This is a genomic window from Borborobacter xinjiangensis (assembly GCF_047739745.1).
Classification (GTDB): domain Bacteria; phylum Pseudomonadota; class Alphaproteobacteria; order Rhizobiales; family Rhizobiaceae; genus Pseudaminobacter.
The window spans coordinates 156,034-178,695 of sequence record NZ_JBLLVA010000007.1; the positions used below are offsets into that span (position 1 = coordinate 156,034).

Sequence of the window (22,662 nt, forward strand, 5' to 3'; positions counted from 1 at the left end):
GGATGAAGACCGGTCTCACCACTTCGATTGCGATACATGCGGCGTTGCTTGCCTTCGGCATGCTGACGTTGTCGGCACCGAGCGCGCTTGAGGTCGCCGACGTCGAGTCGCTGCCGGTCGATATCGTGCCGATCGAGGATATCACCCAGATTCAGCAGGGCGACAAGACCGCGACCGTGAACGAGAAGCCGGCGCCGAAGCCGACGAAACGGCCAGATATCGTGCCCGACGCCCAAAAGGTCGGCGAAAACACCGTCGACACCGAAAAGAAGCCGACGCCCGAAGCGAAGCCCAAGCCTGTCGAGACCGCCGACGCACCGCCGCCTTCGCCCGAACCTATGCCCAAGCCGGCGGACCAGCCCAAGCCCGAGCCAGTCAAGCAGCCGGAAGCCAAGCCGACACCGGTACCGGCAACCGAGGTGACCCCGCAGCCGGAGCCCAAGCAGGAGGTCAAGCCCGACCCCGTGGCCGAAACGATCGCCGCCGAGCAGCCGGAAGCCGAAAGCGTCGAGTTGCCGAACAGCGCTCCCTCGCCGGCAGCGCGGCCGCAGCCGCCCCAGGCCCAGACGGCCAAAGCACCCGAGCGCAAGGAAGCGGAGAAACAACCCGTCAAGGAAGCGGCCACCAAGCCGAAATCGACCGAGAAATCCTTCAATGCCGACGAAGTGGCGGCCCTTCTCAACAAGGAGAAGGCATCCGGCGGCGGCGCCAAGCGGTCGACCGAACAGGCGGCGCTCGGCGGCGACAAGAGCACCGGCGGTTCGAAGCTTTCGCAAAGCGAGATGGACGCGTTGCGCGGGCAGGTCCAGCGCTGTTGGAACATTCCGGCCGGCGCGCTCGACGGCGACACGCTCAAGGTCTCGGTCAAGTTCAAGCTCGATCCGAGCGGCGCGCTCGAAGGCAGTCCTGAAATCATCTCCGGCGGCGGCAGTTCAGGCGTCGAGCGGGCTGCGGCCGAAGCCGCCCGTCGGGCGGTCGCCCGCTGCGCGCCCTACAACCTGCCCGCCGATAAATACGACGCCTGGGCGGACGTCATCGTCAATTTCGACCCCAGCGAGATGTTCTGACCGCCCATCCGCGCAATTCGACCAAGAGGCTTAACTTCATGAAGCACCTGTTCAAAACGATCATGCTGATGGGCGCGCTCGCCGCCGGTCTGAGCACGTTGGCGACTTTGCCCGCGCACGCATTGGTCGAGATCGACGTCAACAAAGGCAATGTCGAGCCGCTGCCGATCGCCATCACCGACTTCCTGTCGGCCGACGCGGTCGGCGCGGAAATCTCCGGCATCGTCGCCGCCGACCTGAAGCGGTCCGGCCTGTTTGCCCCCATCGACAAGGGCGCCTTCATCGAGAAGATCTCCAACCCGGACGCGGCGCCGCGCTTTGAGGACTGGAAGGTCATCAACGCGCAGGCGCTGGTCACCGGCCGCGTCAGCCGCGAGGCCGATGGCAGGCTGCGCGCCGAATTCCGCCTGTGGGATACGTTTGCCGGCCAGCAGTTGACCGGCGAACAGTTCTTTTCCTCGCAATCCAATTCGCGCCGAGTCGCCCATATAATCGCCGACGCGATCTATGAGCGGTTGACCGGCGAGAAGGGTTATTTCGACACGCGCATCGTCTTCATCGACGAATCGGGCAGCAAGGACAAGCGCAAGAAGCGCCTTGCCATCATGGATCAGGACGGCGCCAATGTGCGCTACCTGTCGGATGGCCGCTCGATCGCCATGACGCCGCGTTTCTCGCCGACGCGGCAGGAAATCACCTATATGTCCTATGAGAGCGGCCAGCCGCAGGTCTATCTGCTCCAGATCGAAACCGGCCAGCGCGAACTTGTCGGCAATTTTCCCGGCATGACCTTTGCTCCCCGCTTCTCGCCTGACGGACAGAAGGTGATCATGAGCCTGCTGCGCGACGACGGCAATTCCAACGTCTTCGCCATGGACCTCAGAAGCCGCTCGACGACACGCCTGACCAACTCCAACGCGATCGACACCTCGCCGTCCTATTCGCCGGACGGCACCAAGGTCGTCTTCACCTCCGACCGTGGCGGCCGGGCCCAGATCTACGTCATGGGCGCCGACGGTTCCGGCCAGACCCGCATCTCCTTCGGCGAAGGCACCTACTCCACGCCGGTGTGGTCGCCGCGCGGCGACCTGATCGCCTTCACCAAGCAGGCGGGGGGCCAGTTCCAGATCGGCGTGATGCGCACCGACGGCTCCGGCGAGCGCATCCTCTCGACGGGCTTCCAGCAGGAGGGCCCGACCTGGGCGCCGAACGGCCGCGTGCTGATGTTCTTCCGCGACGCTCCGGGCGCCGGCGGCCCCAAGCTGCACTCGATCGACCTTACCGGACGCAACGAACAGGCCATTCCGACGGCGAATTACGCTTCCGATCCCGCCTGGTCGCCGCTGCTCGAATAGCGGTGCAAACTCCGGCACCGCGGGGAAAACGCCGCGTTTCCGCCGTATTTTCGCCTACGGTGCGCGGGTGAACAGCGTGGGACTCATCAGTTCGCTGCGATGACTGTAACCGGATCTTAACCAAGTTCGTTGAATGGCGATTAACCCCAATGTGGTTATTGGTCCATCAACGAAATCACTCAAATTCGAAGGAGAGGCGGGAATGCGCCGCATCGCTAAATTGGCAACAAACCCCGTGGCCATCGCTCTGATGGCGTCTCTGACGATCGCCGGCTGCGCCTCGAAGAAGACGCCGAACAGTGCGGCCGACCTCGGCCTTGGCGGCGGCGCCGGCGCGGCCACGCCGGGCTCGGCGCAGGACTTTACCGTCAATGTCGGCGATCGCATCTTCTTCGATCTCGACTCATCCGCGATCCGGGCTGATGCGCAGGGCATCCTCAGCCGCCAGGCGCAGTGGCTGAACCAGTACAGCAATTACGCAATCGTCGTGGAAGGTCATGCCGACGAACGCGGCACGCGCGAATACAACCTGGCGCTCGGCGCCCGCCGCGCCGCAGCCACCCGCGACTATCTGGTTTCGCGCGGCGTCGCCGGCAACCGTATCCGCACCATCTCCTACGGCAAGGAACGGCCAGTCGCCGTCTGCGACGACATTTCCTGCTGGTCGCAGAACCGCCGCGCCGTCACTACGCTCAGCGGCGCCGGCAGTTGATCGGCAGATCGGCAACACATCGCTTCAAAAGGCGGCCCTCTCGGGTCGCCTTTTCTATCGGGCCCCAACAAACAAAATTTGGCCGAAGTCTCACGTCCTGATAAAAGGCGGAGCGCATCCGCGCGATCTTCCGTTCAGTTCGACGAGAGGCACATGTATTTTCGATCTATCCTGAGTGGCACGCTGGCCGTGCTCCTGCTCTCGGGCGCAGCCTTTGCGCGCGACGGCGCTTTGACGCCAGACGCCACCATCGACACTTTCCAGACCGGCAGTTCCAGACATGCCGTGCCCGTTCCCACGACCGGCCTGCCGGGAGTGTTCGGCGAAGCGACGACCGGCACCGTGCAGTTGGCCCAGGCCGGCGACCCGCGCGTCACCGCGCTCGAGGAGCAGGTGCGCTCGCTCAACGGCACTATCGAGGAACTCAACTTCCAGATTCTGCAAATGCAGGAGCAACTGCGCAAAATCCAGGAAGACAACGAGTTTCGCTTCCAGGAACTTGAGAAGAAGTCCGACGCTGGCGGCAAGGCCAAGCGGAGCGTCGCGGAGAATTCCGCGACGCCTTCGGGCGGGCAGACGAATGCGGCACAAAGCCAGGGCACGGCGGCTGCATCGGGGTCGAGCGTAGAGCAGATCATTGGCGCCAACCAGAGCCCGAATGCTGCCGGAGCCGCAAAGGGCGCGCCGCCGAGAACCTTCGGCACGATCACCTTCGATGAAAACGGCAATGTGAAGAGCGGCAGTGTTGGGGATGGCGCTGTCGACAGTAGCGCGCAGACGCAGTCCAACGGCGGCGCCGCCGACAACACCGTCGTGGCCGCCTTGCCCGCCACCGACGACCCGGACGAACTCTATCGAAACTCTTATCAGTTCATCCTATCGGGCGACTACGGCACGGCGGAGGCCGGGTTTCGTGACCACATCGCCCGCTTCCCCGCCGATCCGAAGACGGCAGACTCGCATTTCTGGCTTGGCGAAGCGCTGCTCGGCCAGCAGAAATACCGCGACGCGGCCGAGGTTTTTCTTGCAGCCAACAAGGACTACCCCAAGTCCAAGAAGGCGCCCGACATGCTCCTCAAGCTCGGCATCTCGCTTGTCGGCCTGAACCAGCGCGACGTTGCCTGCGCTACCTTCAGCGAAATCGGCAAGCGCTACCCCGATGCCGGCAGCGCGCTGAAAGACCGCGTCAAACAGGAACAGGCGCTTGCTGCGTGCTGATCGCACCGAAACCGTCTTCCTGTGGCTATCGACCCTGTTCCCCTTCTTTCGCGCTATGATTTCGCCTCGCGCAGCGCGGTAATTGCGGCCGTTTCCGGTGGCAGCGATTCGCTGGCGCTGCTTTTCCTGCTGAAATCCTTTCTCGACAATTGTGCTCCGACCACGCGACTGGTCGCCGTCACCGTCGACCATGCGTTGCGCCAAGGGTCCGGCGAAGAAGCCGCATCCGTGGCCCGGTTGGCCGCTCGTCATGGCATCACGCATCGCATCATGAGCTGGCGCGGACAAAAGCCCGCCACCGGCATTCCGGCCGCCGCACGTCGGGCGCGCTATGAACTGCTTGCGCAAGCCGCACGGCTTGAGGGCACGGATCTCATCTTCACCGGCCACACCGCCGACGACCAGGCCGAAACGGTGCTGATGCGCCAGGCGCGCGGACAAGGCCGCGGTCTGGCCGGCATGGCTCCGGTAACGCTTTTTGACGGAGCGGTCTGGATCGTGCGGCCGCTTCTGACCGTGCGCCGCGAAGCGCTGCGCGATTTCCTGCGGCTGCGTGGTGTCGATTGGCTGGACGATCCGACCAATACCAACCAGACGTTCGAGCGGCCGCGCCTGCGCGCCACGCTAAAGGGCGACAGCGACACTTTCCGTGCCGCCTTTACTATCGCCGACGCGGCGGCTGGCCATCGTATCCGCCTCGGCATTGAAGCCGCCGCCCTTATTCGAACGCATGCAGGCAGTCCGGCGCCCGGCCTGGTGCGTCTTGACCACGCATTCTCCGACGAGGCAAATCGCGAGGCCGCAATCTACGCCTGGCGCATCCTGCTTGCCTGCGTCGGTGGCGCGTCGTTCCTGCCCGACGAAGCGCGCGCCGCTTCCGTTTTCGACCGCCTGGGCGGGCCGCCGTTTTGCGCCACATTGTCGCGGGCGGTCATCGACAAGCGGTCGGGCGGCATCTTCCTCCACCGAGAGGCGCGCGATTTGCCCGACCCCGCGCCGCCTCGCGACGGCGCGCTGTGGGACGGCAGATACCGCCTCCGCGTCGAAGCCCCGGCGGCGGGACTGGTCGTCGCACCCATGGGCCCGGAAAACGCTGCAAAAGCGGCTTTTCCGCCGCATGACGCGCCGCAGAGCCTGGTTCGGCGGTCGCTTGCCGGCCTGCCGGCGCTTTGGCGCGGCGAGACCTGCCTTGGCCCGCTTCCCGGCGGCATTGGCAGCTATGGCGTTGCCGCCACAGCCCTTGCAGCGCCGTGGGCATCCTTCCTGCCGTCGTTCGATCTGGCGCCGGCGCGGGTCGTCACCACCCTGCTCGGCGGGCCTGAATTGCCCGATCCGCCATTGGCCGGCCACAATGAACGTAAAGCTTAACCCATCGATGCTGTTCTGCTTGGCATCGTCCATGGCGGTGCCTATGTTAGGGCAAAGCTTTCTTCAACGCCGCGTCCGCCGGTCGGGCACGAACAGGATCGTAGATGAATCCGAACTATCGTAACCTAGCGCTTTGGGCGATCATCGCCGTTCTCCTGATCGCATTGTTCAACCTGTTCCAGACGCCGCAAACGCGCGGTGCGACGAGCGACGTGGCCTATTCGGATTTCCTGAAGGATCTGTCGTCCGGCCGCATCAAGACGGTGACCATCGCCGGTGAGCGTATTTCCGGCACCTATACCGACAGTTCGAGCACCTTCCAGACCTACTCGCCGGGCGATCCGACGCTGGTGCAGCGGCTCGAGGAAAAGGGCGTGACCATCAATGCCCGCCCTGAGAATGATGGCTCCGGCTCGCTGTTTTCCATGCTGATCGGCTGGCTGCCGATGCTGCTGATCCTCGGCGTGTGGATATTCTTCATGCGCCAGATGCAATCCGGCTCCGGTCGCGCCATGGGCTTCGGCAAGTCCAAGGCCAAGCTGCTGACCGAAGCGCATGGCCGCGTCACCTTCCAGGATGTTGCCGGCGTCGACGAGGCCAAGCAGGATCTCGAAGAGATTGTCGAATTCCTGCGCGACCCGCAGAAATTCCAGCGGCTCGGCGGCAAGATCCCACGCGGCGTGCTGCTTGTCGGCCCTCCCGGAACCGGCAAGACGCTGCTGGCGCGCTCGGTCGCCGGCGAGGCGAACGTGCCGTTCTTCACCATTTCGGGTTCCGACTTCGTCGAGATGTTCGTCGGCGTCGGCGCCAGCCGCGTGCGCGACATGTTCGAGCAGGCCAAGAAGAATGCGCCCTGCATCATCTTCATCGACGAAATCGACGCGGTCGGCCGCCATCGCGGTGCCGGCCTCGGCGGCGGCAACGACGAGCGCGAACAGACGCTCAACCAGCTACTGGTCGAAATGGACGGCTTCGAAGCCAATGAAAGCATCATCCTGATTGCGGCCACCAACCGTCCGGACGTCCTCGACCCGGCGCTGATGCGCCCGGGCCGCTTCGACCGCCAGGTGGTGGTGCCGAACCCCGACATTGTCGGCCGCGAGAAAATCCTGAAAGTGCATGTGCGCAACGTGCCGCTGGCCCCCAATGTCGATCTCAAGGTGATCGCCCGCGGCACGCCCGGCTTCTCCGGCGCCGATCTTGCCAACCTCGTCAACGAGGCGGCTCTGATGGCGGCGCGGCGCAACAAGCGCCTTGTCACCATGGCCGAATTCGAAGACGCCAAGGACAAGATCATGATGGGCGCGGAGCGCCGGTCTTCGGCCATGACCCAGGCCGAGAAGGAACTGACCGCCTATCACGAGGCCGGCCACGCGATCCTTGCGCTCAACGTGCCGTCCGCCGACCCGTTGCACAAGGCAACGATCATCCCGCGCGGTCGCGCGCTCGGCATGGTCATGCAGTTGCCGGAGGGCGACCGCTATTCGATGAGCTACAAATACATGATCTCGCGGCTGGCGATCATGATGGGCGGTCGTGTCGCCGAGGAGTTCAAGTTCGGCAAGGAAAACATCACCTCCGGCGCCTCCTCCGACATCGAGCAGGCAACCAAGCTTGCCCGCGCCATGGTCACCCGCTGGGGCTTTTCCGACAAGCTCGGCCATGTCGCCTATGGCGACAACCAGGAGGAAGTGTTCCTCGGCCATTCGGTGGCGCGCCAGCAGAATGTCTCCGAAGAAACGGCCCAGATCATCGATGCGGAAGTTCGCCGCCTGATCGACGAAGCCTATTCCACGGCGAAAGCTGTCCTGACCAAGAAGAAGAAGGACTGGATCGCGCTCGCCGAGGGCCTGCTCGAATATGAGACGCTGTCGGGCGACGAGATCAAGCAATTGATCGCCGGCAACAAGCCGTCGCGCGATCTCGGTGACGACACGCCGCCGTCGCGCGGCTCGGCCGTTCCCAAGGCCGGCTCCAGCAATGGTCGTCGCAAGAAGGGCGGAGAAGAGCCGGAGACCGGCCTGGAGCCGCAGCCTCAGGGATGATGCGGATTTCTTCCAATGCCGCGGGACTTGCGTTCCGCGGCATTTTCGCGTTTAGAAGCGGTCTGACTTCGCAGTTCGGTGAAAAGCATTCAACAATTGTGGCGATGCTTGGCCATAATTACTAACGCATAAACCCAAAATCGGAATCGCTTTCGCCACAAACTCTGCGCAGATTCAAGAGTTTGCAGCCCCGTTACGGAAATCAAGGATATGCGGGCGCTGTAGAGTCTTGCATGAAAGCGAGCGGCAGGCGTAGTAATGATGAATATCCGGCCCATGCCATTTCGACCCGGTTTAAATAATCCTGAAGGATTCGTAACCGATAATCACACAATGTGATGAGGCCCGACTTCGATCCTGTGGCAAAAACCGTGCCGGGAGAGAGCCACCGGCTAAGGACTCTGACGAGAATGACAAAACGCTATTTCGGGACGGACGGCATTCGGGGACGAGCCAACAAGTTTCCGATGACCGCCGAAATCGCCATGAAAGTGGGCATGGCGGCCGGGCTTTCATTTCAACGCGGCAATCATCGTCACCGCGTCGTCGTCGGCAAGGACACGCGGCTTTCCGGCTACATGATCGAAAACGCGATGGTCTCCGGGTTCTGCGCGGCCGGCATGGACGTTTTCCTGCTCGGCCCGGTGCCGACGCCGGCCGTTGCCATGCTGGCGCGCTCGCTGCGGGCCGATATCGGCGTGATGATCTCGGCTTCGCACAACCCCTACTACGACAACGGCATCAAGCTTTTCGGCCCCGACGGCTACAAGCTCTCCGATGAGATCGAAGGGCGGATCGAGGCGCTGCTCGACCAGGACATCGAAATGGCGTTGGCCGATGTCGATGCGCTCGGACGCGCCAAGCGCATCGACGGCGTCGACGACCGCTACATTGAATTCGCCAAGCGCACGCTGCCGCGCTCGATGTCGCTGGCCGGCCTGCGCATCGTTATCGACTGCGCCAACGGCGCCGCTTACAAGGTAGCGCCGGCAGCTCTCTGGGAATTGGGCGCCGAGGTCATCACCATTCACAACGAGCCAAACGGCTTCAACATCAACCAGGAATGCGGCTCGACCCATCCGGCCAGCCTCGCCGCCAAGGTTCACGAGGTGCGGGCCGATATCGGCATCGCGCTTGATGGCGATGCGGACCGCATGATCATCGTCGATGAGCAGGGCGAGGTGGTCGATGGCGACCAGATCATGGCGATGATCGCGGAATCCTGGCAGCGCAACGGCCGCCTCGCCGGCGGCGGTGTCGTGGCAACCGTCATGTCCAATCTCGGGCTCGAGCGTTTTCTCGACGGCGTCGGCCTGCAGCTTCACCGCACCAAGGTCGGCGATCGCTACGTGGTCGAACATATGCGCGCGCATGGGCTGAATGTCGGCGGCGAAAAGTCCGGCCATATCGTGCTATCGGACTTCTCGACCACGGGCGACGGTCTGGTTTCGGCGCTGCAGGTGCTGGCCTGCATCAAGCGCCAGAACAAGCCGGTCAGCGAACTCTGCAAGAAATTCGAGCCGGTGCCGCAGCTTTTGAAGAATGTGCGCTTTTCCGGCGGGAAACCGCTCGAGGCTGCACCCGTCAAGGCGGTGATAGAGGATGCACGCAACCGTCTCGGCAATGGCGGGCGCCTTGTCATCCGGCCCTCCGGCACCGAGCCGCTGATCCGCGTCATGGCCGAAGGCGACGATCCCGCCCTGGTCGAAACCGTGGTCAATGACATTGTCAGCGTCATTTCCGACGTCAGAACCGCAGCCTGATCCACCGGCCAATTCCAACAAAAAAACCCGCCCTTTCGGCGGGTTTTTTGTTTGATGAAGCCGATTTGTCTGCCTTCGTGGTTAATCGATACGGTTAAACGCTACTTAACCTTTGTCATTCATTATCCATGCCTGAAATCACCCCGGGCGCTCGTTTGGATATGCCCGGCTCATGCGGGGGTTAAGCGAATGCGTATTGCAGGACATTTGATCGCAGCGGCGCTGCTTGCGGGGATAGCGTCTCCCGCAATGGCCGCCGATCCCTATTACCCTCCGGAGGAAGTCCCTCCGGTGGTGGTCAATTACGGCGGCTGGTATCTACGCGGCCATATCGGCATGAGCAACCAGGACCTGAAAAGGCTGGACTCGGACCTGTTTCAGGATCCTTTCATCACCGACTATGGCTGGCATGACGAAGGCGGCTTCGGCTCCGCGCCGATCTTCGGCGGCGGCATCGGCTACAGGCTGAACGACTATCTGCGCGGCGATCTCACGGCGGAATATCGCGGCAAGTCCGATTTCAATGCGCTCGATTGGGTGGAACTGAGTGATGGCCGCGCCTTCACCAACGACTACCGCGCCAAGAAATCCGAATGGCTCTTCATGGCCAACGCCTATGCCGATCTCGGCACCTTCAGCGGCATCACGCCCTATGTCGGCGCGGGTCTCGGCGCTTCCTACAACACGATCTCGCACTTTCGCGACATCAACATCATCAATGGCGGCGGCGCCTACGCCGACAAGGATTCGCAGTGGAATCTCGCCTGGGCGCTCCATGCCGGCCTTGGCATCCAGGCAACAGAAAGGGTCACCGTCGACTTCGGCTACAGCTTCGTCTCACTCGGCGATGCCCGCACCAAGCAGCTGATGAACGACGATCCCGATTTCACGCTGGCGAACGACGGCTTCCGCTTCAAGGACCTGACGTCGCACGACCTCAAGGTCGGCCTGCGCTACGCCTTGAACTAGCTTTTCCAGCACCCGCCGGCTGATAAAGGGCTCCCAATGGGAGCCCTTTTTGCTTCCTCAAGCACCGACATACATCTGTCGTTAGCCTTAACCGGCACTTAATTATTATAGTTAACAGTGATCCCTGAAGATGGTTGGGCGATGCCCACCGGTGTCACTTTGGGGAGCTTGTGACCATGAGCATGCAAACGCGTATCGCCCTGTCGCTTGCCGCGGCCGCTCTTTGGCAAACGGCACCGGCAATGGCAGTCGACTATGAACCGCCTATCCTTGTCGAAAGCGGTCCGGAATATGTTCCCGTCGAGGTCGGCTCAGGCTGGTACCTGCGCGGCGATGTCGGCTACAATCTCGACAGGCCGCTCTATGATTTCACCCTGCTCGGCGAGGAGACGGACAATATCCGTTTCAACGGCGGCGTCGGTGTCGGGTATCATTTCACCGATTTCCTGCGCGCCGAGCTTAACCTCGGTTTCGTGGCGCGCGACACCTACGATTTCGACAATGGCGTAGACCGCATCTCTGCAAAATACACGGCATGGACTGGCATGGTGAACGGCTATGTCGATCTCGGCACCGTAGCGGGCTTCACACCCTATGTTGGCGCTGGCGCGGGCTTTCTTTCCGCAAAGCAGCAGTTCACGATCGACTCGCCCAGCCTTGGCCTGGATGTCGACTTTTCCGACCGGCAGTACGAATTCGCCTACTCCCTTGGCGCCGGCGTCAACTACAGGCTGTCGCAGAACGTTTCGATGGATTTCGGCTACCAGTATCTCAGCTCGCCGGGACTGGCCTATCTGGATACAGATACTCTCAGCATCGACGAAGGCGTCGACTATCATCAGCTCAGGGTCGGCCTGCGTTACGACCTCTGGTAATCGCCAATTTCGTTTCTGGATCACACAAACCGCGGGCCTCGGCCCGCCGTTTGCGTTTCCGGCTATCTTTAGCAGGCGAAGTGCGGGCTCATTTCGTTTGACATTCGTTATGATTTCGAAATAATTTCTCGAATGCTTCGACGCGTGCAGAAATGTTGCGATGCGAAAGCACGGGAGGCTTTGTGGACGAAATCCGGACCTATGACATCTTTGTCATCGGCGGCGGCATCAACGGCTGCGGCATCGCCCGCGACGCTGCCGGTCGCGGATATTCGGTCTTTCTCGCTGAAATGAACGATCTCGCCAGTGGCACCTCTTCGGGCTCCACCAAGCTCATCCATGGCGGCCTGCGCTATCTCGAACATTATGAGTTCAGGCTGGTCCGCGAATCGCTGATGGAGCGCGAGGTGCTGTGGCGGCTTGCTCCCCACATCATTTGGCCCATGCGTTTCGTGCTGCCGCATGCCAAGGGCCTGCGCCCGGCCTGGCTGCTCAGGCTCGGCCTTTTTCTCTACGATCACATCGGCGGACGCGAGGCTCTGCCGGCGACCAAAATGCTGGATATGACCCGGGATGCCGCCAGCAAGCCGCTGAAGCCGCTGTTCAAGCGCGCCTTCGAATATTCCGATTGCTGGGTCAACGATGCGCGGCTGGTGGTTTTGAACGCCCGCGACGCGGCCGACCGGGGCGCCACGATCCGCACGAGGTCGAAGGTGGCGAATGCCCGGCACGATGGCAATGTGTGGGAGGTCGATGTCGAGAACCGGCACAGCGGCGAGGTGGAAACCGTGCGGGCGCGTTTGCTCGTGAATGCCGCCGGCCCCTGGGTCGACAAGGTGCTGGCCGACGCACTCGGGCAAGATGACGTCCACAATGTGCGGCTTGTCCAAGGCAGCCATATCGTCGTGAAGCAGAAATTCGACGACCCCCGCGCCTACTTCTTCCAGAACAGGGACGGACGCATCATCTTCGCCATTCCCTATGAGGACGAGTTCACGCTGATCGGCACAACCGACCGGGATTTTTCCGGTGATCCGCATGAAGTGGAAATCAGCGACGCCGAGATCGACTATCTGTGCGGCGCGGCAAGCGAGTATTTCGCCAAGCCGGTGCGCCGCGAGGATATTGTCTGGACCTATGCGGCGGTGCGGCCACTCTATGACGACGGTACCTCCAAGGCACAGGAAGCGACCCGCGACTATGTGCTGAAGGCATACGACGCTGGCGCCGCCGCACCGCTCATCAATGTCTTCGGCGGCAAGATCACGACCTATCGCCGGCTGTCCGAAGCGGTCCTGGACAAGATCGGGGGACTGATCGGCGGCAAGGGCGGGTCTTGGACGGCAAAGGCGCGACTGCCCGGGGGCGACTTTCCGGCGAATGGCTTTCAAGCCGAGGTCGAACGGCTGAAAGCGCGCTATCCATTCATAGACGCGGTCCATGCGCGCCGGCTGGTGCGGCTTTACGGCACGACGGCAGTCACAATCCTCGGAATGGCCAGGTCCATTGCCGACCTTGGCCGAAACTTCGGCGCGGATCTCTACGAGGCGGAGGTGCGCCATCTGATCGATCGTGAATGGGCGATCACCGCGGAAGATGTATTGTGGCGACGTACCAAGCGCGGACTGCGGCTAAGCCGCGAACAGGCCGACGCGCTCGAGGACTTCATGCGCGGCTGCGCCGGCGTGCACAATGCGGCTGCGGAATAGGCGGGGAGGCAAACGATGCTTGAACTCAGGGCAGTTTCCAAGACCGTAGGCGGCGTCACCCATATCGACGACATCTCGCTTGCCCTGCGGCATGGTTCGCTCAACGTGCTGCTCGGCCCGACGCTGTCGGGCAAGACCAGCCTCATGCGGCTGATGGCCGGCCTCGACACGCCGACCTCCGGCTCGGTGTGGTTCGACGGCGTCGACGTGACCGGCCAACCGGTGCAGAAGCGCAACGTCGCCATGGTCTACCAGCAGTTCATCAACTATCCGGCCATGACCGTCTACGAAAACATCGCCTCGCCGCTGCGGGTGGCCGGGGTCGGCAAGGAGCAGATAGACCGTGAGGTGCGCCGCGCCGCCGAGTTGCTTAAGCTGACCCCTTATCTCGACCGTACACCGCTCAACCTGTCAGGCGGGCAGCAGCAACGCACCGCGCTGGCGCGCGCCATGGTCAAGAACGCCAAGCTGGTACTGCTCGACGAGCCGCTTGCCAATCTGGATTACAAGCTGCGCGAGGAGCTGCGTCAGGAACTGCCGAAAATCTTCGCCGAAACCGGCGCGATCTTCGTCTATGCGACCACCGAGCCCCATGAGGCCCTGCTGCTCGGAGGAAACACGGCAACCTTGTCGGAAGGTCGAATTACCCAGTTCGGCCCGACAATCGAGGTATTTCGCCGGCCGAACGATCTGCTGACGGCGCGTACCTTCGCCGATCCGCCGCTGAACACCATCGTGCTGCGCAAGCAGGGGCCGAGTTTTCTCCTCGAAGGCGGCGTCAACCTGCCCGCGCCGGCCGAGCTGGCCGATATCGCCGACGCCAGCTACACCATTGCCTTTCACCCGCACCACCTGACGCTTCACCGCACCGGCCCGGCCGCCGTGCCGATCAGGGCGAAGGTTTCCATCACCGAGATCACCGGCTCCGAGAGCTTCGTGCACCTTGATTTCGCCGACGTTCGCTGGGTGATGCTGGCGCACGGCATCCGCGTGTTCGACCCGGACGAGACGATCGAAGTGTTCGTCGATCCGCGCCATCTCATGGTTTTCGACGCGGAAGGGCGCGCTGTGACCGCCGCCCCGCGAATCGCGGCGTGAGGGGCTGATATGGCGCGCATCGATCTCAACCATATCCGCCACGCCTACACGTCAGATCCGAAATCGGATGCCGACTACGCGTTGAAGGATGTTCACCACACCTTCGAGGATGGCGGTGCCTATGCGCTGCTCGGGCCGTCGGGATGCGGCAAGACCACGCTGCTCAACATCATTTCCGGCCTGCTGCACGCATCGCATGGGCAGCTGCTGTTCGACGGGCAGGACGTAACCCGCCTTTCGACACAGGAGCGCAACATCGCCCAGGTCTTTCAGTTCCCGGTCATCTACGACACCATGACCGTCTACGACAATCTGGCCTTTCCGCTGCGCAATCGCGGCGTGCCGGAGGCTAGCGTCGACAAGAAAGTGCGCGAGACGCTGGAGATGATCGATCTGGCAAGCTGGGCGAAGCGCCGCGCGCGCGGCCTGACCGCCGACCAGAAGCAGAAGATCTCGCTCGGACGCGGACTGGTGCGTTCCGACGTCAACGCGATCCTGTTCGATGAGCCGCTGACCGTGATCGACCCGCATATGAAATGGGTGCTGCGCTCGCAGTTGAAGCAGCTTCACCATCGCTACGGCTACACCATGATCTATGTCACCCACGACCAGACCGAAGCGCTGACCTTTGCGGAAAAGGTCGTGGTGATGTTCGACGGCGAGATCGTCCAGATCGGCACGCCGGCCGAGCTGTTCGAGCGCCCCAAGCACACATTCGTCGGCTACTTCATCGGTTCGCCGGGCATGAACCTGCTGCCGGTCGAGCTCGATGGAAAGAGCGTCAGGCTGGGTTCCCGGACGATCGATCTGCCGGCGGCACCCGCTTCGGCCCCAAGCGGATCGATCGAGCTTGGCATCCGCCCCGAATATGTCCGGCTCGGCGAGCACGGCATGCCGGTTTCGATCCGCAAGGTAGAGGATATCGGGCGCCACAAGGTGGTGCGCGCTCAGCTCGATGGCCATGAGATCGCAGCCATTCTCGGCGAGGACGACAACATCCCCGCCGACCCGAAGGTCAGCTTCGAGCCGGCCGGCATCAACATCTACGCCAATTCCTGGCGCATCGCGACGGGAGCCTGACGCCCATGGACAAGACCTGGAACAACAAGGCCTGGTTCATGGTGCTGCCGGTGCTGGTGCTGGTGGCGTTTTCGGCGCTGATCCCGCTGATGACGGTGGTCAACTATTCCGTGCAGGACACTTTCGGCCGCAACGAATTCTTCTGGGCCGGAACCGAATGGTACGAGGAAATCCTCCATTCGGACCGCTTCTGGGATTCGATGGGGCGCAATCTTCTGTTTTCGGCGATCATCCTCGCGATCGAAATTCCGCTCGGCATCTTCATCGCACTCAACATGCCCAAGAAAGGCTGGGGCGTGTCGGTGTGCCTGGTGCTGATGGCGCTGCCGCTGCTCATTCCGTGGAATGTCGTCGGCACCATCTGGCAGGTCTTCGGGCGCATCGATATCGGCCTGCTCGGCTATGTACTGTCGTCGCTCGGCATCGACTACAACTATGTCAACGACCCGTTTGACGCCTGGGTGACCGTGATCATCATGGATGTCTGGCACTGGACAAGCCTGGTGGTGCTCCTGTGCTATGCCGGCCTGGTCTCCATTCCGGACGCCTACTACCAGGCCGCCAAGATCGATGGCGCCTCGCGCTGGGCGATCTTCCGCTACATCCAGCTGCCCAAGATGAACCGCGTGCTTTTGATCGCCGTGCTGCTGCGCTTCATGGACAGTTTCATGATCTACACCGAACCTTTCGTGGTGACCGGCGGCGGCCCCGGAAACACGACCACCTTCCTGTCGATCGATCTCGTCAAACTCGCCATCGGCGAGTTCAATCTCGGCGAGGCGGCCGCCATGTCGCTGGTCTACTTCCTCATCATCCTTCTGCTGTCATGGGTTTTCTACACCGTCATGACCAGCGCCGACGCGGAGCGATAAGGTGGCCGGAACCGAGCAGACAACCACGAACGACCGGGCCGACGCATTGTTGCGGCAGGCAGCCACGCAGCACGGCGTGAAATCTGCCGACGCGGCATTTGCACGCAAGATGCGCAGGCGCGGCGAGGAATCCCGCTTCTGGTGGCTGGTGCCGACGCTCTACATCATCTTCCTGATGCTGCCGATCTACTGGCTCATCAATATGAGCTTCAAGACCAACCAGGAGATTCTCGGCGCCTTCTCGCTGTGGCCGCAGAACCCGACCTTGCGCAACTATGCGGTGATTTTCACCGATCCTTCCTGGTACAGGGGCTATATCAACTCGATCATCTATGTCGTCATCAATACGCTGATCTCGGTCAGTGTCGCCCTGCCGGCAGCCTATGCCTTTTCGCGCTACCGTTTCCTTGGCGACAAGCACCTGTTCTTCTGGCTGCTCACCAACCGCATGGCACCGCCGGCGGTGTTCGCCCTGCCGTTCTTCCAGCTTTATTCGGCTTTCGGCCTGATCGACACGCATATTGCGGTGGCGCTGGCGCACTGCCTGTTCAACGTGCCGCTGGCAGTGTGGATTCTCGAAGGCTTCATGTCGGGAGTGCCGAAGGAAATCGACGAGACCGCCTACATCGACGGCTACTCCTTTCCGCGCTTCTTCCTGAAAATCTTCATGCCGCTGATCGCCAGCGGCATCGGGGTGGCGGCGTTCTTCTGCTTCATGTTCTCCTGGGTCGAACTCCTGATCGCACGCACACTGACGACGACCGCCGCCAAGCCGATCGCCGCCATCATGACCCGCACGGTTTCGGCCTCCGGCCTCGACTGGGGCGTGCTCGCCGCAGCCGGCGTGCTGACCATCATTCCCGGCGCGCTCGTTATCTGGTTCGTTCGCAACTACATCGCCAAGGGCTTTGCCCTGGGCCGCGTTTGAGGGAGTCGGTGATGAACTTCGCGTGGATGGCCTGGACGCTGCCGACGGCGCTCTTCTTCTGCACCATCGCGCTTCTGCTCGTCGGCATGGCGGTGTGGGAATACGTTTCGCCCGGCGGCAATCCGCGGGTCGGCATTCTGCGCTTCGAAACGACGCGCGGCGACAGGCTATTTGTTTCGCTGCTCGGCAGCGCTTTCATTCATCTTGGCTGGCTGGGGCTCGTCGGCCCCAACCTTTGGTGGGCTCTGGCTCTTTCGGTGGTCTACGCCATCGGCGTTTTCCGTTTCGTTTGAGCGAACATGAATTGGAGCGTCCACTGTCCGGCCGCTCTGATCGAACTGCAACCAGATAAAGGGAGGTACATATGAAACGACAATTCCTGACTTCGACGACAGCGCTTATCCTGCTTCTCGGCGCCGGCCAAGCCTATGCCGGAATGGAAGAGGCAAAGGCGTTCCTCGACGCCGAGATCGGCGACATGTCGACGCTCGACCGCGCCGGCCAGGAAGCGGAGATGCAATGGTTCATCGACGCCGCCAAGCCATTTGCCGGCATGGACATCAAGGTGGTGTCCGAAACCATCACGACCCACGAATATGAATCGAAGACGCTTGCGAAGGCGTTTTCCGACATCACCGGCATCAAGGTTACCCATGACCTGATCGGCGAAGGCGACGTCGTCGAAAAGCTGCAGACGCAGATGCAGTCCGGCGAGAACATCTACGACGCCTATATCAACGATTCGGATCTAATCGGCACACACTGGCGCTACCAGCAGGCACGCAGCCTGACCGACTGGATGGCGAACGAAGGCAAGGACGTCACCAATCCGAATCTCGACATAGACGATTTCATCGGCAAGTCGTTCACCACTGCACCCGACGGCAAGCTCTACCAGCTTCCCGACCAGCAGTTCGCAAACCTCTACTGGTTCCGCTACGACTGGTTCAACGACGAGAAGAACAAGGCGGACTTCAAGGAGAAGTACGGCTACGACCTCGGCGTTCCGGTCAACTGGTCGGCCTATGAGGATATCGCCGAATTCTTCACCGGCCGCGAGATCGACGGCAAGAAGGTCTATGGCCACATGGACTACGGCAAGAAGGACCCGTCGCTCGGCTGGCGCTTCACCGACGCCTGGCTCTCGATGGCCGGCAACGGCGACAAGGGCATTCCGAACGGTAAGCCGGTCGACGAATGGGGCATCAAGGTCGACGAAAACTCGCGGCCCGTCGGCTCCTGCGTTGCACGCGGCGGTGACACCAACGGCCCGGCCTCGGTCTACGCCATCCAGAAATATCTGGACTGGATGAAGGCCTATGCGCCGGCGGCGGCAGGGGGCATGACCTTCTCCGAATCCGGCCCGGTCCCGTCGCAGGGTGAGATCGCCCAGCAGATGTTCACCTACACGGCCTTCACCGCCGACTTCGTGAAGGAAGGCCTGCCGGTGGTGAACGAAGACGGCACGCCCAAATGGCGCTTCGCGCCGTCGCCACACGGCGTCTACTGGAAGGACGGCATGAAGCTCGGCTACCAGGATGCAGGCTCCTGGACGCTGATGAAGTCGACCCCGGACGACCGCGCCAAGGCCGCCTGGCTCTACGCGCAGTTCGTCACGTCCAAGACCGTCGATGTGAAGAAGAGCCATGTCGGCCTGACCTTCATCCGGCAGTCGACCCTCGATCACCAGAGCTTCACCGACCGTGCACCGAAGCTTGGCGGGCTGATCGAGTTCTATCGCTCGCCGGCGCGCCTGCAATGGTCGCCGACCGGCACCAACGTGCCCGATTATCCAAAGCTGGCACAGCTCTGGTGGCAGGCGATCGGCGATGCGTCATCCGGCGCAAAGTCCGCGCAGGAAGCCATGGATTCGCTCTGCGCCGAGCAGGAGAAGGTGCTTGAACGTCTCGAACGCGCCGGCATCCAGGGCGATATCGGCCCCAAACTGGCGGAGGAACACGATCTTGCCTATTGGAACGCTGACGCCGTCAAGAACGGCAATCTCGCGCCTCAATTGAAGATCGACAACGAAAAGGAAAAGCCGATCACCATCAACTACGACGAACTGGTGAAGAGCTGGAACAAGTGAGGCATAGATCACGTCTCGCTTACGCGTGACAGGAGGGGAGATGGCACAGGCCGTCTCCCCTCTTTATTTCAGCGTCATTGCTGCTTTCGCAGCGAACCAATTCAAGCCAAGTCGGGGCTCCCTCACGTCGGGGCCAATCGTAGTCATATGAACGCATTCTGTCGGCGGGAATGGACAAAGATCAGGACTTCGCACAGGCCGCGGTGGCACCGCCAAGCCCGAGACCTGCAGGATCCGGTGCGTGGGCGAGAGGGCAGCGCTGGCCTGACCGGAACTCTGCTCACGCTCTGAGGTGAGAGAGTAAAGTACAAGCGATCTTTGTCCGAAGCGGAAGGGTCGCGATCAATTTTCGCGCCGTTGCACCGGCTTTGCTCAAATATCAAACGCAAAAATGCCTCCGGTGCTGTCGCGCCGGAGGCATTTTGGAAATACGATAGGATTAAAGCGCGGCTTCGAGCGTGGTCAGCTGACTGAGGAACGCCTCGGCACGGGTCCGCGCCTCGTCTGTCTTGGCGTCGGCGACGTCCTCACGCGCTTCCTGGATGCGGCGGGCGACATCTTCCCGATCGATGCTCGCCACCGGTACCGCCGATTCGGCGAGCAAGGTACAGCCGCTCGGCAGAATATCGGCAAAACCGCCGAAGACGACATAGCGCTCGTCGGCGCCGGAGAGCGGCTTGACAGTCACGACGCCCGGCTGGACGTTGGTCATCACCGGCGCGTGGTTAGCCAGCACCGTCATCTCGCCATCCGCACCGGGGATGATCACCGACTGCACCTCTTCCGAGACGAGCAGGCGCTCCGGCGAGACCAGTTCGAACTTGAAGCTATCTGGCATGACAAACATAGCGCCAGTGAATAGCGAATAGCGAATAGTTCAAATTCGCCGCGTCGCCAGTTCCCTACTCGCTACTCCCTATTCGCTATTCGCTCGGATCAGGCTGCTTCGGCTGCCAGGCGTTCGGCCTTCTCGATCGCCATTTCGATCGATCCGACCATGTAGAAGGCAGCTTCCGGCAGATGGTCGTACTCACCCTCGACCAGCCCCTTGAAGCTGCGGATCGTGTCTTCCAGCGGCACGAGCTGGCCGGGCGAACCGGTGAACACTTCCGCGACGAAGAAGGGCTGCGACAGGAAGCGCTCGACTTTACGGGCGCGCGCCACCGTGACCTTGTCCTCTTCCGACAGCTCGTCCATGCCGAGAATGGCGATGATGTCCTGCAGCGACTTGTAGCGCTGGAGGATTTCCTGGACCTTACGAGCGACCTGGTAGTGCTCCTCACCGACGATCATCGGGTCGAGCATGCGCGAGGTCGAATCGAGCGGATCGACGGCCGGGTAAATGCCCTTTTCGGAAATCGCGCGATTGAGCACGGTCGTCGCGTCAAGATGGGCGAACGAGGTCGCCGGCGCCGGGTCGGTCAAGTCGTCGGCGGGCACGTAGATCGCCTGCACCGAGGTGATCGAACCCTTGTTGGTGGTGGTGATGCGCTCCTGCATCGCACCCATGTCGGTCGACAGCGTCGGCTGATAGCCCACGGCCGAAGGGATGCGGCCGAGCAGCGCCGAAACCTCGGAGCCCGCCTGGGTGAAGCGGAAAATGTTGTCGACGAAGAACAGCACGTCCTGACCCTGGTCGCGGAAATGCTCGGCGATCGTCAGGCCCGAAAGGGCGACGCGGGCGCGCGCGCCGGGCGGCTCGTTCATCTGGCCGAACACCAGGGCGCACTTCGAGCCCTCGGTCGAGCCGTTGTTCTTGTGCGGGTCCTTGTTCACGCCCGACTCGATCATTTCGTGATAGAGGTCGTTGCCCTCGCGCGTGCGCTCGCCGACGCCGGCGAACACCGAGTAACCGCCATGCGCCTTGGCGACGTTGTTGATGAGTTCCTGGATCAGCACAGTCTTGCCGACGCCGGCGCCGCCGAACAGGCCGATCTTGCCGCCACGGGCGTACGGCGCGAGCAGGTCGACGACCTTGATGCCGGTAACCAGAATCTGCGCTTCCGTCGACTGGTCGACATAGTCCGGCGCGTCCTGGTGGATGGCGCGGCGTGACTTGGTGTTGACCGGACCGGCTTCGTCGACCGGCTCGCCGATGACGTTCATGATGCGGCCGAGCGTCTCGTCGCCAACCGGCACGGAGATCGGCTCGCCCGTGTCATAGACCGGCTGTCCCCGCACCAGGCCCTCGGATGTATCCATGGCGATGCAGCGCACCGTGTTCTCGCCGAGATGCTGCGCGACTTCCAAGACGAGACGATGCCCGCCGTTGTCGGTCTCCAGCGCGTTCAAAATCGGCGGCAGTTCACCCTCGAACTGCACGTCGACGACGGCGCCGATAACCTGGGACACGGTGCCGGCAGCGCCCTTGGCGGCCAGAATCGGAGCCGACGACCGGGCAGCGGCAGCCTTGGCGGCAGCAGTCTTGGCCGGAGCCTTCGCGGCGGGAGCCTTCACGGCCTCAGCCTTGGCGGCGGGAGCCTTTTTTGCTGCCGGGGCCTTTGCCGCCGGTGCCGCTTTCGGAGTAGCTGCTTTAGCCATCGTGGTAACCTCTTTGGTCCGTTTCTCGTTTCGACGTGGTCGCCCGGAAAGCCGCCGGCCTTCCGCGATCACGTGCCTAGAGCGCCTCAGCGCCCGAAATGATTTCGATCAGTTCCTTGGTGATCTGCGCCTGACGCTGGCGGTTGTAGGTGATCGTCAGCCGGTTGATCATGTCGCCCGCATTGCGCGTCGCATTGTCCATGGCGCTCATCTTGGCGCCCATTTCGCCGGCTGCATTTTCAAGCAGCGCCCGGAAAATCTGCACCGAGATGTTGCGCGGAATGAGATCGCTCAGGATCTCGCCGGGTTCCGGCTCGTATTCGTAGATCGCGCCGCCGGTGGTCTGGGCATCCGAGCCGGCTGCAGCGGGTGCGGCCGGAATGATCTGCTGGGCTGTCGGCACCTGGCTGATCACCGACTTGAACTCGGAATAGAACAGAGTGCAGACGTCGAAGGCCCCCTCGTTGAACAGGGAGATCACCTTCTTGGCGATGGCGTCGGCATGAACGAAACCAAGCTGCTTGGCCTCGCGCAGGTCGACACGCTCGATGATCAACGCGGCGAATTCGCGGCGAAGGATGTCGAAGCCCTTCTTGCCGACGCAGATGATCTTCACCGTCTTGCCGTTTGCCTGAAGCCGACGGATATGGTCGCGCGCGAAACGCGCGATCTGCGAGTTGAAGCCGCCACACAGGCCACGCTCGGCCGTACAGACGATAAGCAGATGCGTATCGTCCTTCTCGGTGCCGGTCATCAGCGCCGGCACGTCGCTGCCGCTGCCGACCGCCTGTGCGATGTTGGCCAGAACCGCGCTCATGCGCTGCGAATAAGGCCGCGCGGCTTCCGCCGCCTCCTGAGCACGGCGCAGCTTCGCCGCGGCGACCATCTGCATCGCCTTGGTGATCTTCTGCGTCGCCTTGACCGAGGCGATACGGTTGCGGAGGTCTTTTAACGAGGCCATGCCTTACCCGTC

At 62.3% G+C, this 22,662-nt stretch carries 19 protein-coding genes; 16 read left to right on the plus strand and 3 right to left on the minus strand.

What is annotated here, in order from left to right:
• Nucleotides 1-2 precede the first annotated feature (2 nt).
• From ACLKMW_RS10680 to ACLKMW_RS10755, 16 genes are all read left to right on the plus strand, one after another.
• A complete protein-coding gene (locus tag ACLKMW_RS10680) occupies nucleotides 3-1,067 on the plus strand; it encodes a hypothetical protein (protein ID WP_415724440.1) in 1,065 nt (354 codons plus the stop codon).
• Between the two features lie 38 nt (nucleotides 1,068-1,105).
• On the plus strand, nucleotides 1,106-2,422 hold the full coding sequence (tolB, locus tag ACLKMW_RS10685) for a Tol-Pal system beta propeller repeat protein TolB (protein ID WP_415724441.1): 1,317 nt from the start codon (nucleotides 1,106-1,108) through the stop codon (nucleotides 2,420-2,422).
• A gap of 202 nt (nucleotides 2,423-2,624) precedes the next feature.
• On the plus strand, nucleotides 2,625-3,134 hold the full coding sequence (pal, locus tag ACLKMW_RS10690) for a peptidoglycan-associated lipoprotein Pal (protein WP_415724442.1): 510 nt from the start codon (nucleotides 2,625-2,627) through the stop codon (nucleotides 3,132-3,134).
• Between the two features lie 153 nt (nucleotides 3,135-3,287).
• Nucleotides 3,288-4,352 carry a tol-pal system protein YbgF gene (gene ybgF, locus ACLKMW_RS10695; protein WP_415724443.1) on the plus strand — a complete coding sequence of 355 codons (1,065 nt, stop codon included), beginning with the start codon at nucleotides 3,288-3,290 and terminating at the stop codon, nucleotides 4,350-4,352.
• 21 nt (nucleotides 4,353-4,373) lie between these two features.
• A complete protein-coding gene (gene tilS / locus ACLKMW_RS10700) occupies nucleotides 4,374-5,720 on the plus strand; it encodes a tRNA lysidine(34) synthetase TilS (RefSeq protein ID WP_415724444.1) in 1,347 nt (448 codons plus the stop codon).
• Nucleotides 5,721-5,824: 104 nt separating this feature from the next.
• The gene (ftsH, locus tag ACLKMW_RS10705) at nucleotides 5,825-7,765 is read left to right on the plus strand and encodes an ATP-dependent zinc metalloprotease FtsH (protein WP_415724445.1); all 1,941 of its coding nucleotides are present in this window, start codon (nucleotides 5,825-5,827) and stop codon (nucleotides 7,763-7,765) included.
• Nucleotides 7,766-8,175: 410 nt separating this feature from the next.
• On the plus strand, nucleotides 8,176-9,528 hold the full coding sequence (gene glmM / locus ACLKMW_RS10710; RefSeq protein WP_415724446.1) for a phosphoglucosamine mutase: 1,353 nt from the start codon (nucleotides 8,176-8,178) through the stop codon (nucleotides 9,526-9,528).
• 189 nt (nucleotides 9,529-9,717) lie between these two features.
• Nucleotides 9,718-10,497 carry an outer membrane protein gene (locus ACLKMW_RS10715; RefSeq protein ID WP_415724447.1) on the plus strand — a complete coding sequence of 260 codons (780 nt, stop codon included), beginning with the start codon at nucleotides 9,718-9,720 and terminating at the stop codon, nucleotides 10,495-10,497.
• A gap of 176 nt (nucleotides 10,498-10,673) precedes the next feature.
• On the plus strand, nucleotides 10,674-11,372 hold the full coding sequence (locus tag ACLKMW_RS10720; RefSeq protein WP_415724448.1) for an outer membrane protein: 699 nt from the start codon (nucleotides 10,674-10,676) through the stop codon (nucleotides 11,370-11,372).
• Between the two features lie 182 nt (nucleotides 11,373-11,554).
• On the plus strand, nucleotides 11,555-13,081 hold the full coding sequence (glpD, locus tag ACLKMW_RS10725) for a glycerol-3-phosphate dehydrogenase (protein WP_415724449.1): 1,527 nt from the start codon (nucleotides 11,555-11,557) through the stop codon (nucleotides 13,079-13,081).
• A gap of 15 nt (nucleotides 13,082-13,096) precedes the next feature.
• Entirely contained in the window at nucleotides 13,097-14,179 is a 1,083-nt protein-coding gene (locus tag ACLKMW_RS10730; RefSeq protein ID WP_415724450.1) for an ABC transporter ATP-binding protein, read from the plus strand.
• Between the two features lie 9 nt (nucleotides 14,180-14,188).
• On the plus strand, nucleotides 14,189-15,259 hold the full coding sequence (locus tag ACLKMW_RS10735) for an ABC transporter ATP-binding protein (protein WP_415724451.1): 1,071 nt from the start codon (nucleotides 14,189-14,191) through the stop codon (nucleotides 15,257-15,259).
• 5 nt (nucleotides 15,260-15,264) lie between these two features.
• Nucleotides 15,265-16,131, plus strand: a complete 867-nt coding sequence (locus tag ACLKMW_RS10740; protein ID WP_415724452.1) for a carbohydrate ABC transporter permease — start codon at nucleotides 15,265-15,267, stop codon at nucleotides 16,129-16,131.
• A 109-nt stretch (nucleotides 16,132-16,240) separates the two neighbouring features.
• Nucleotides 16,241-17,059, plus strand: coding sequence for a carbohydrate ABC transporter permease (locus tag ACLKMW_RS10745; RefSeq protein ID WP_415724473.1), 819 nt, complete (start codon nucleotides 16,241-16,243; stop codon nucleotides 17,057-17,059).
• An 11-nt stretch (nucleotides 17,060-17,070) separates the two neighbouring features.
• Nucleotides 17,071-17,352 carry a DUF2160 domain-containing protein gene (locus ACLKMW_RS10750; protein ID WP_415724453.1) on the plus strand — a complete coding sequence of 94 codons (282 nt, stop codon included), beginning with the start codon at nucleotides 17,071-17,073 and terminating at the stop codon, nucleotides 17,350-17,352.
• 71 nt (nucleotides 17,353-17,423) lie between these two features.
• Entirely contained in the window at nucleotides 17,424-19,148 is a 1,725-nt protein-coding gene (locus ACLKMW_RS10755; RefSeq protein ID WP_415724454.1) for an ABC transporter substrate-binding protein, read from the plus strand.
• 439 nt (nucleotides 19,149-19,587) lie between these two features.
• On the opposite strand, the gene ACLKMW_RS10760 is transcribed toward ACLKMW_RS10755, so the two are convergent.
• The 3 genes from ACLKMW_RS10760 to ACLKMW_RS10770 form a co-directional block, all read right to left on the minus strand.
• Nucleotides 19,588-19,986 carry a F0F1 ATP synthase subunit epsilon gene (locus ACLKMW_RS10760; RefSeq protein ID WP_415724455.1) on the minus strand — a complete coding sequence of 133 codons (399 nt, stop codon included), beginning with the start codon at nucleotides 19,984-19,986 and terminating at the stop codon, nucleotides 19,588-19,590.
• A 98-nt stretch (nucleotides 19,987-20,084) separates the two neighbouring features.
• Nucleotides 20,085-21,689, minus strand: a complete 1,605-nt coding sequence (gene atpD, locus ACLKMW_RS10765) for a F0F1 ATP synthase subunit beta (RefSeq protein WP_415724456.1) — start codon at nucleotides 21,687-21,689, stop codon at nucleotides 20,085-20,087.
• 76 nt (nucleotides 21,690-21,765) lie between these two features.
• Nucleotides 21,766-22,650, minus strand: a complete 885-nt coding sequence (locus ACLKMW_RS10770) for a F0F1 ATP synthase subunit gamma (RefSeq protein WP_415724457.1) — start codon at nucleotides 22,648-22,650, stop codon at nucleotides 21,766-21,768.
• Nucleotides 22,651-22,662 lie beyond the last annotated feature (12 nt).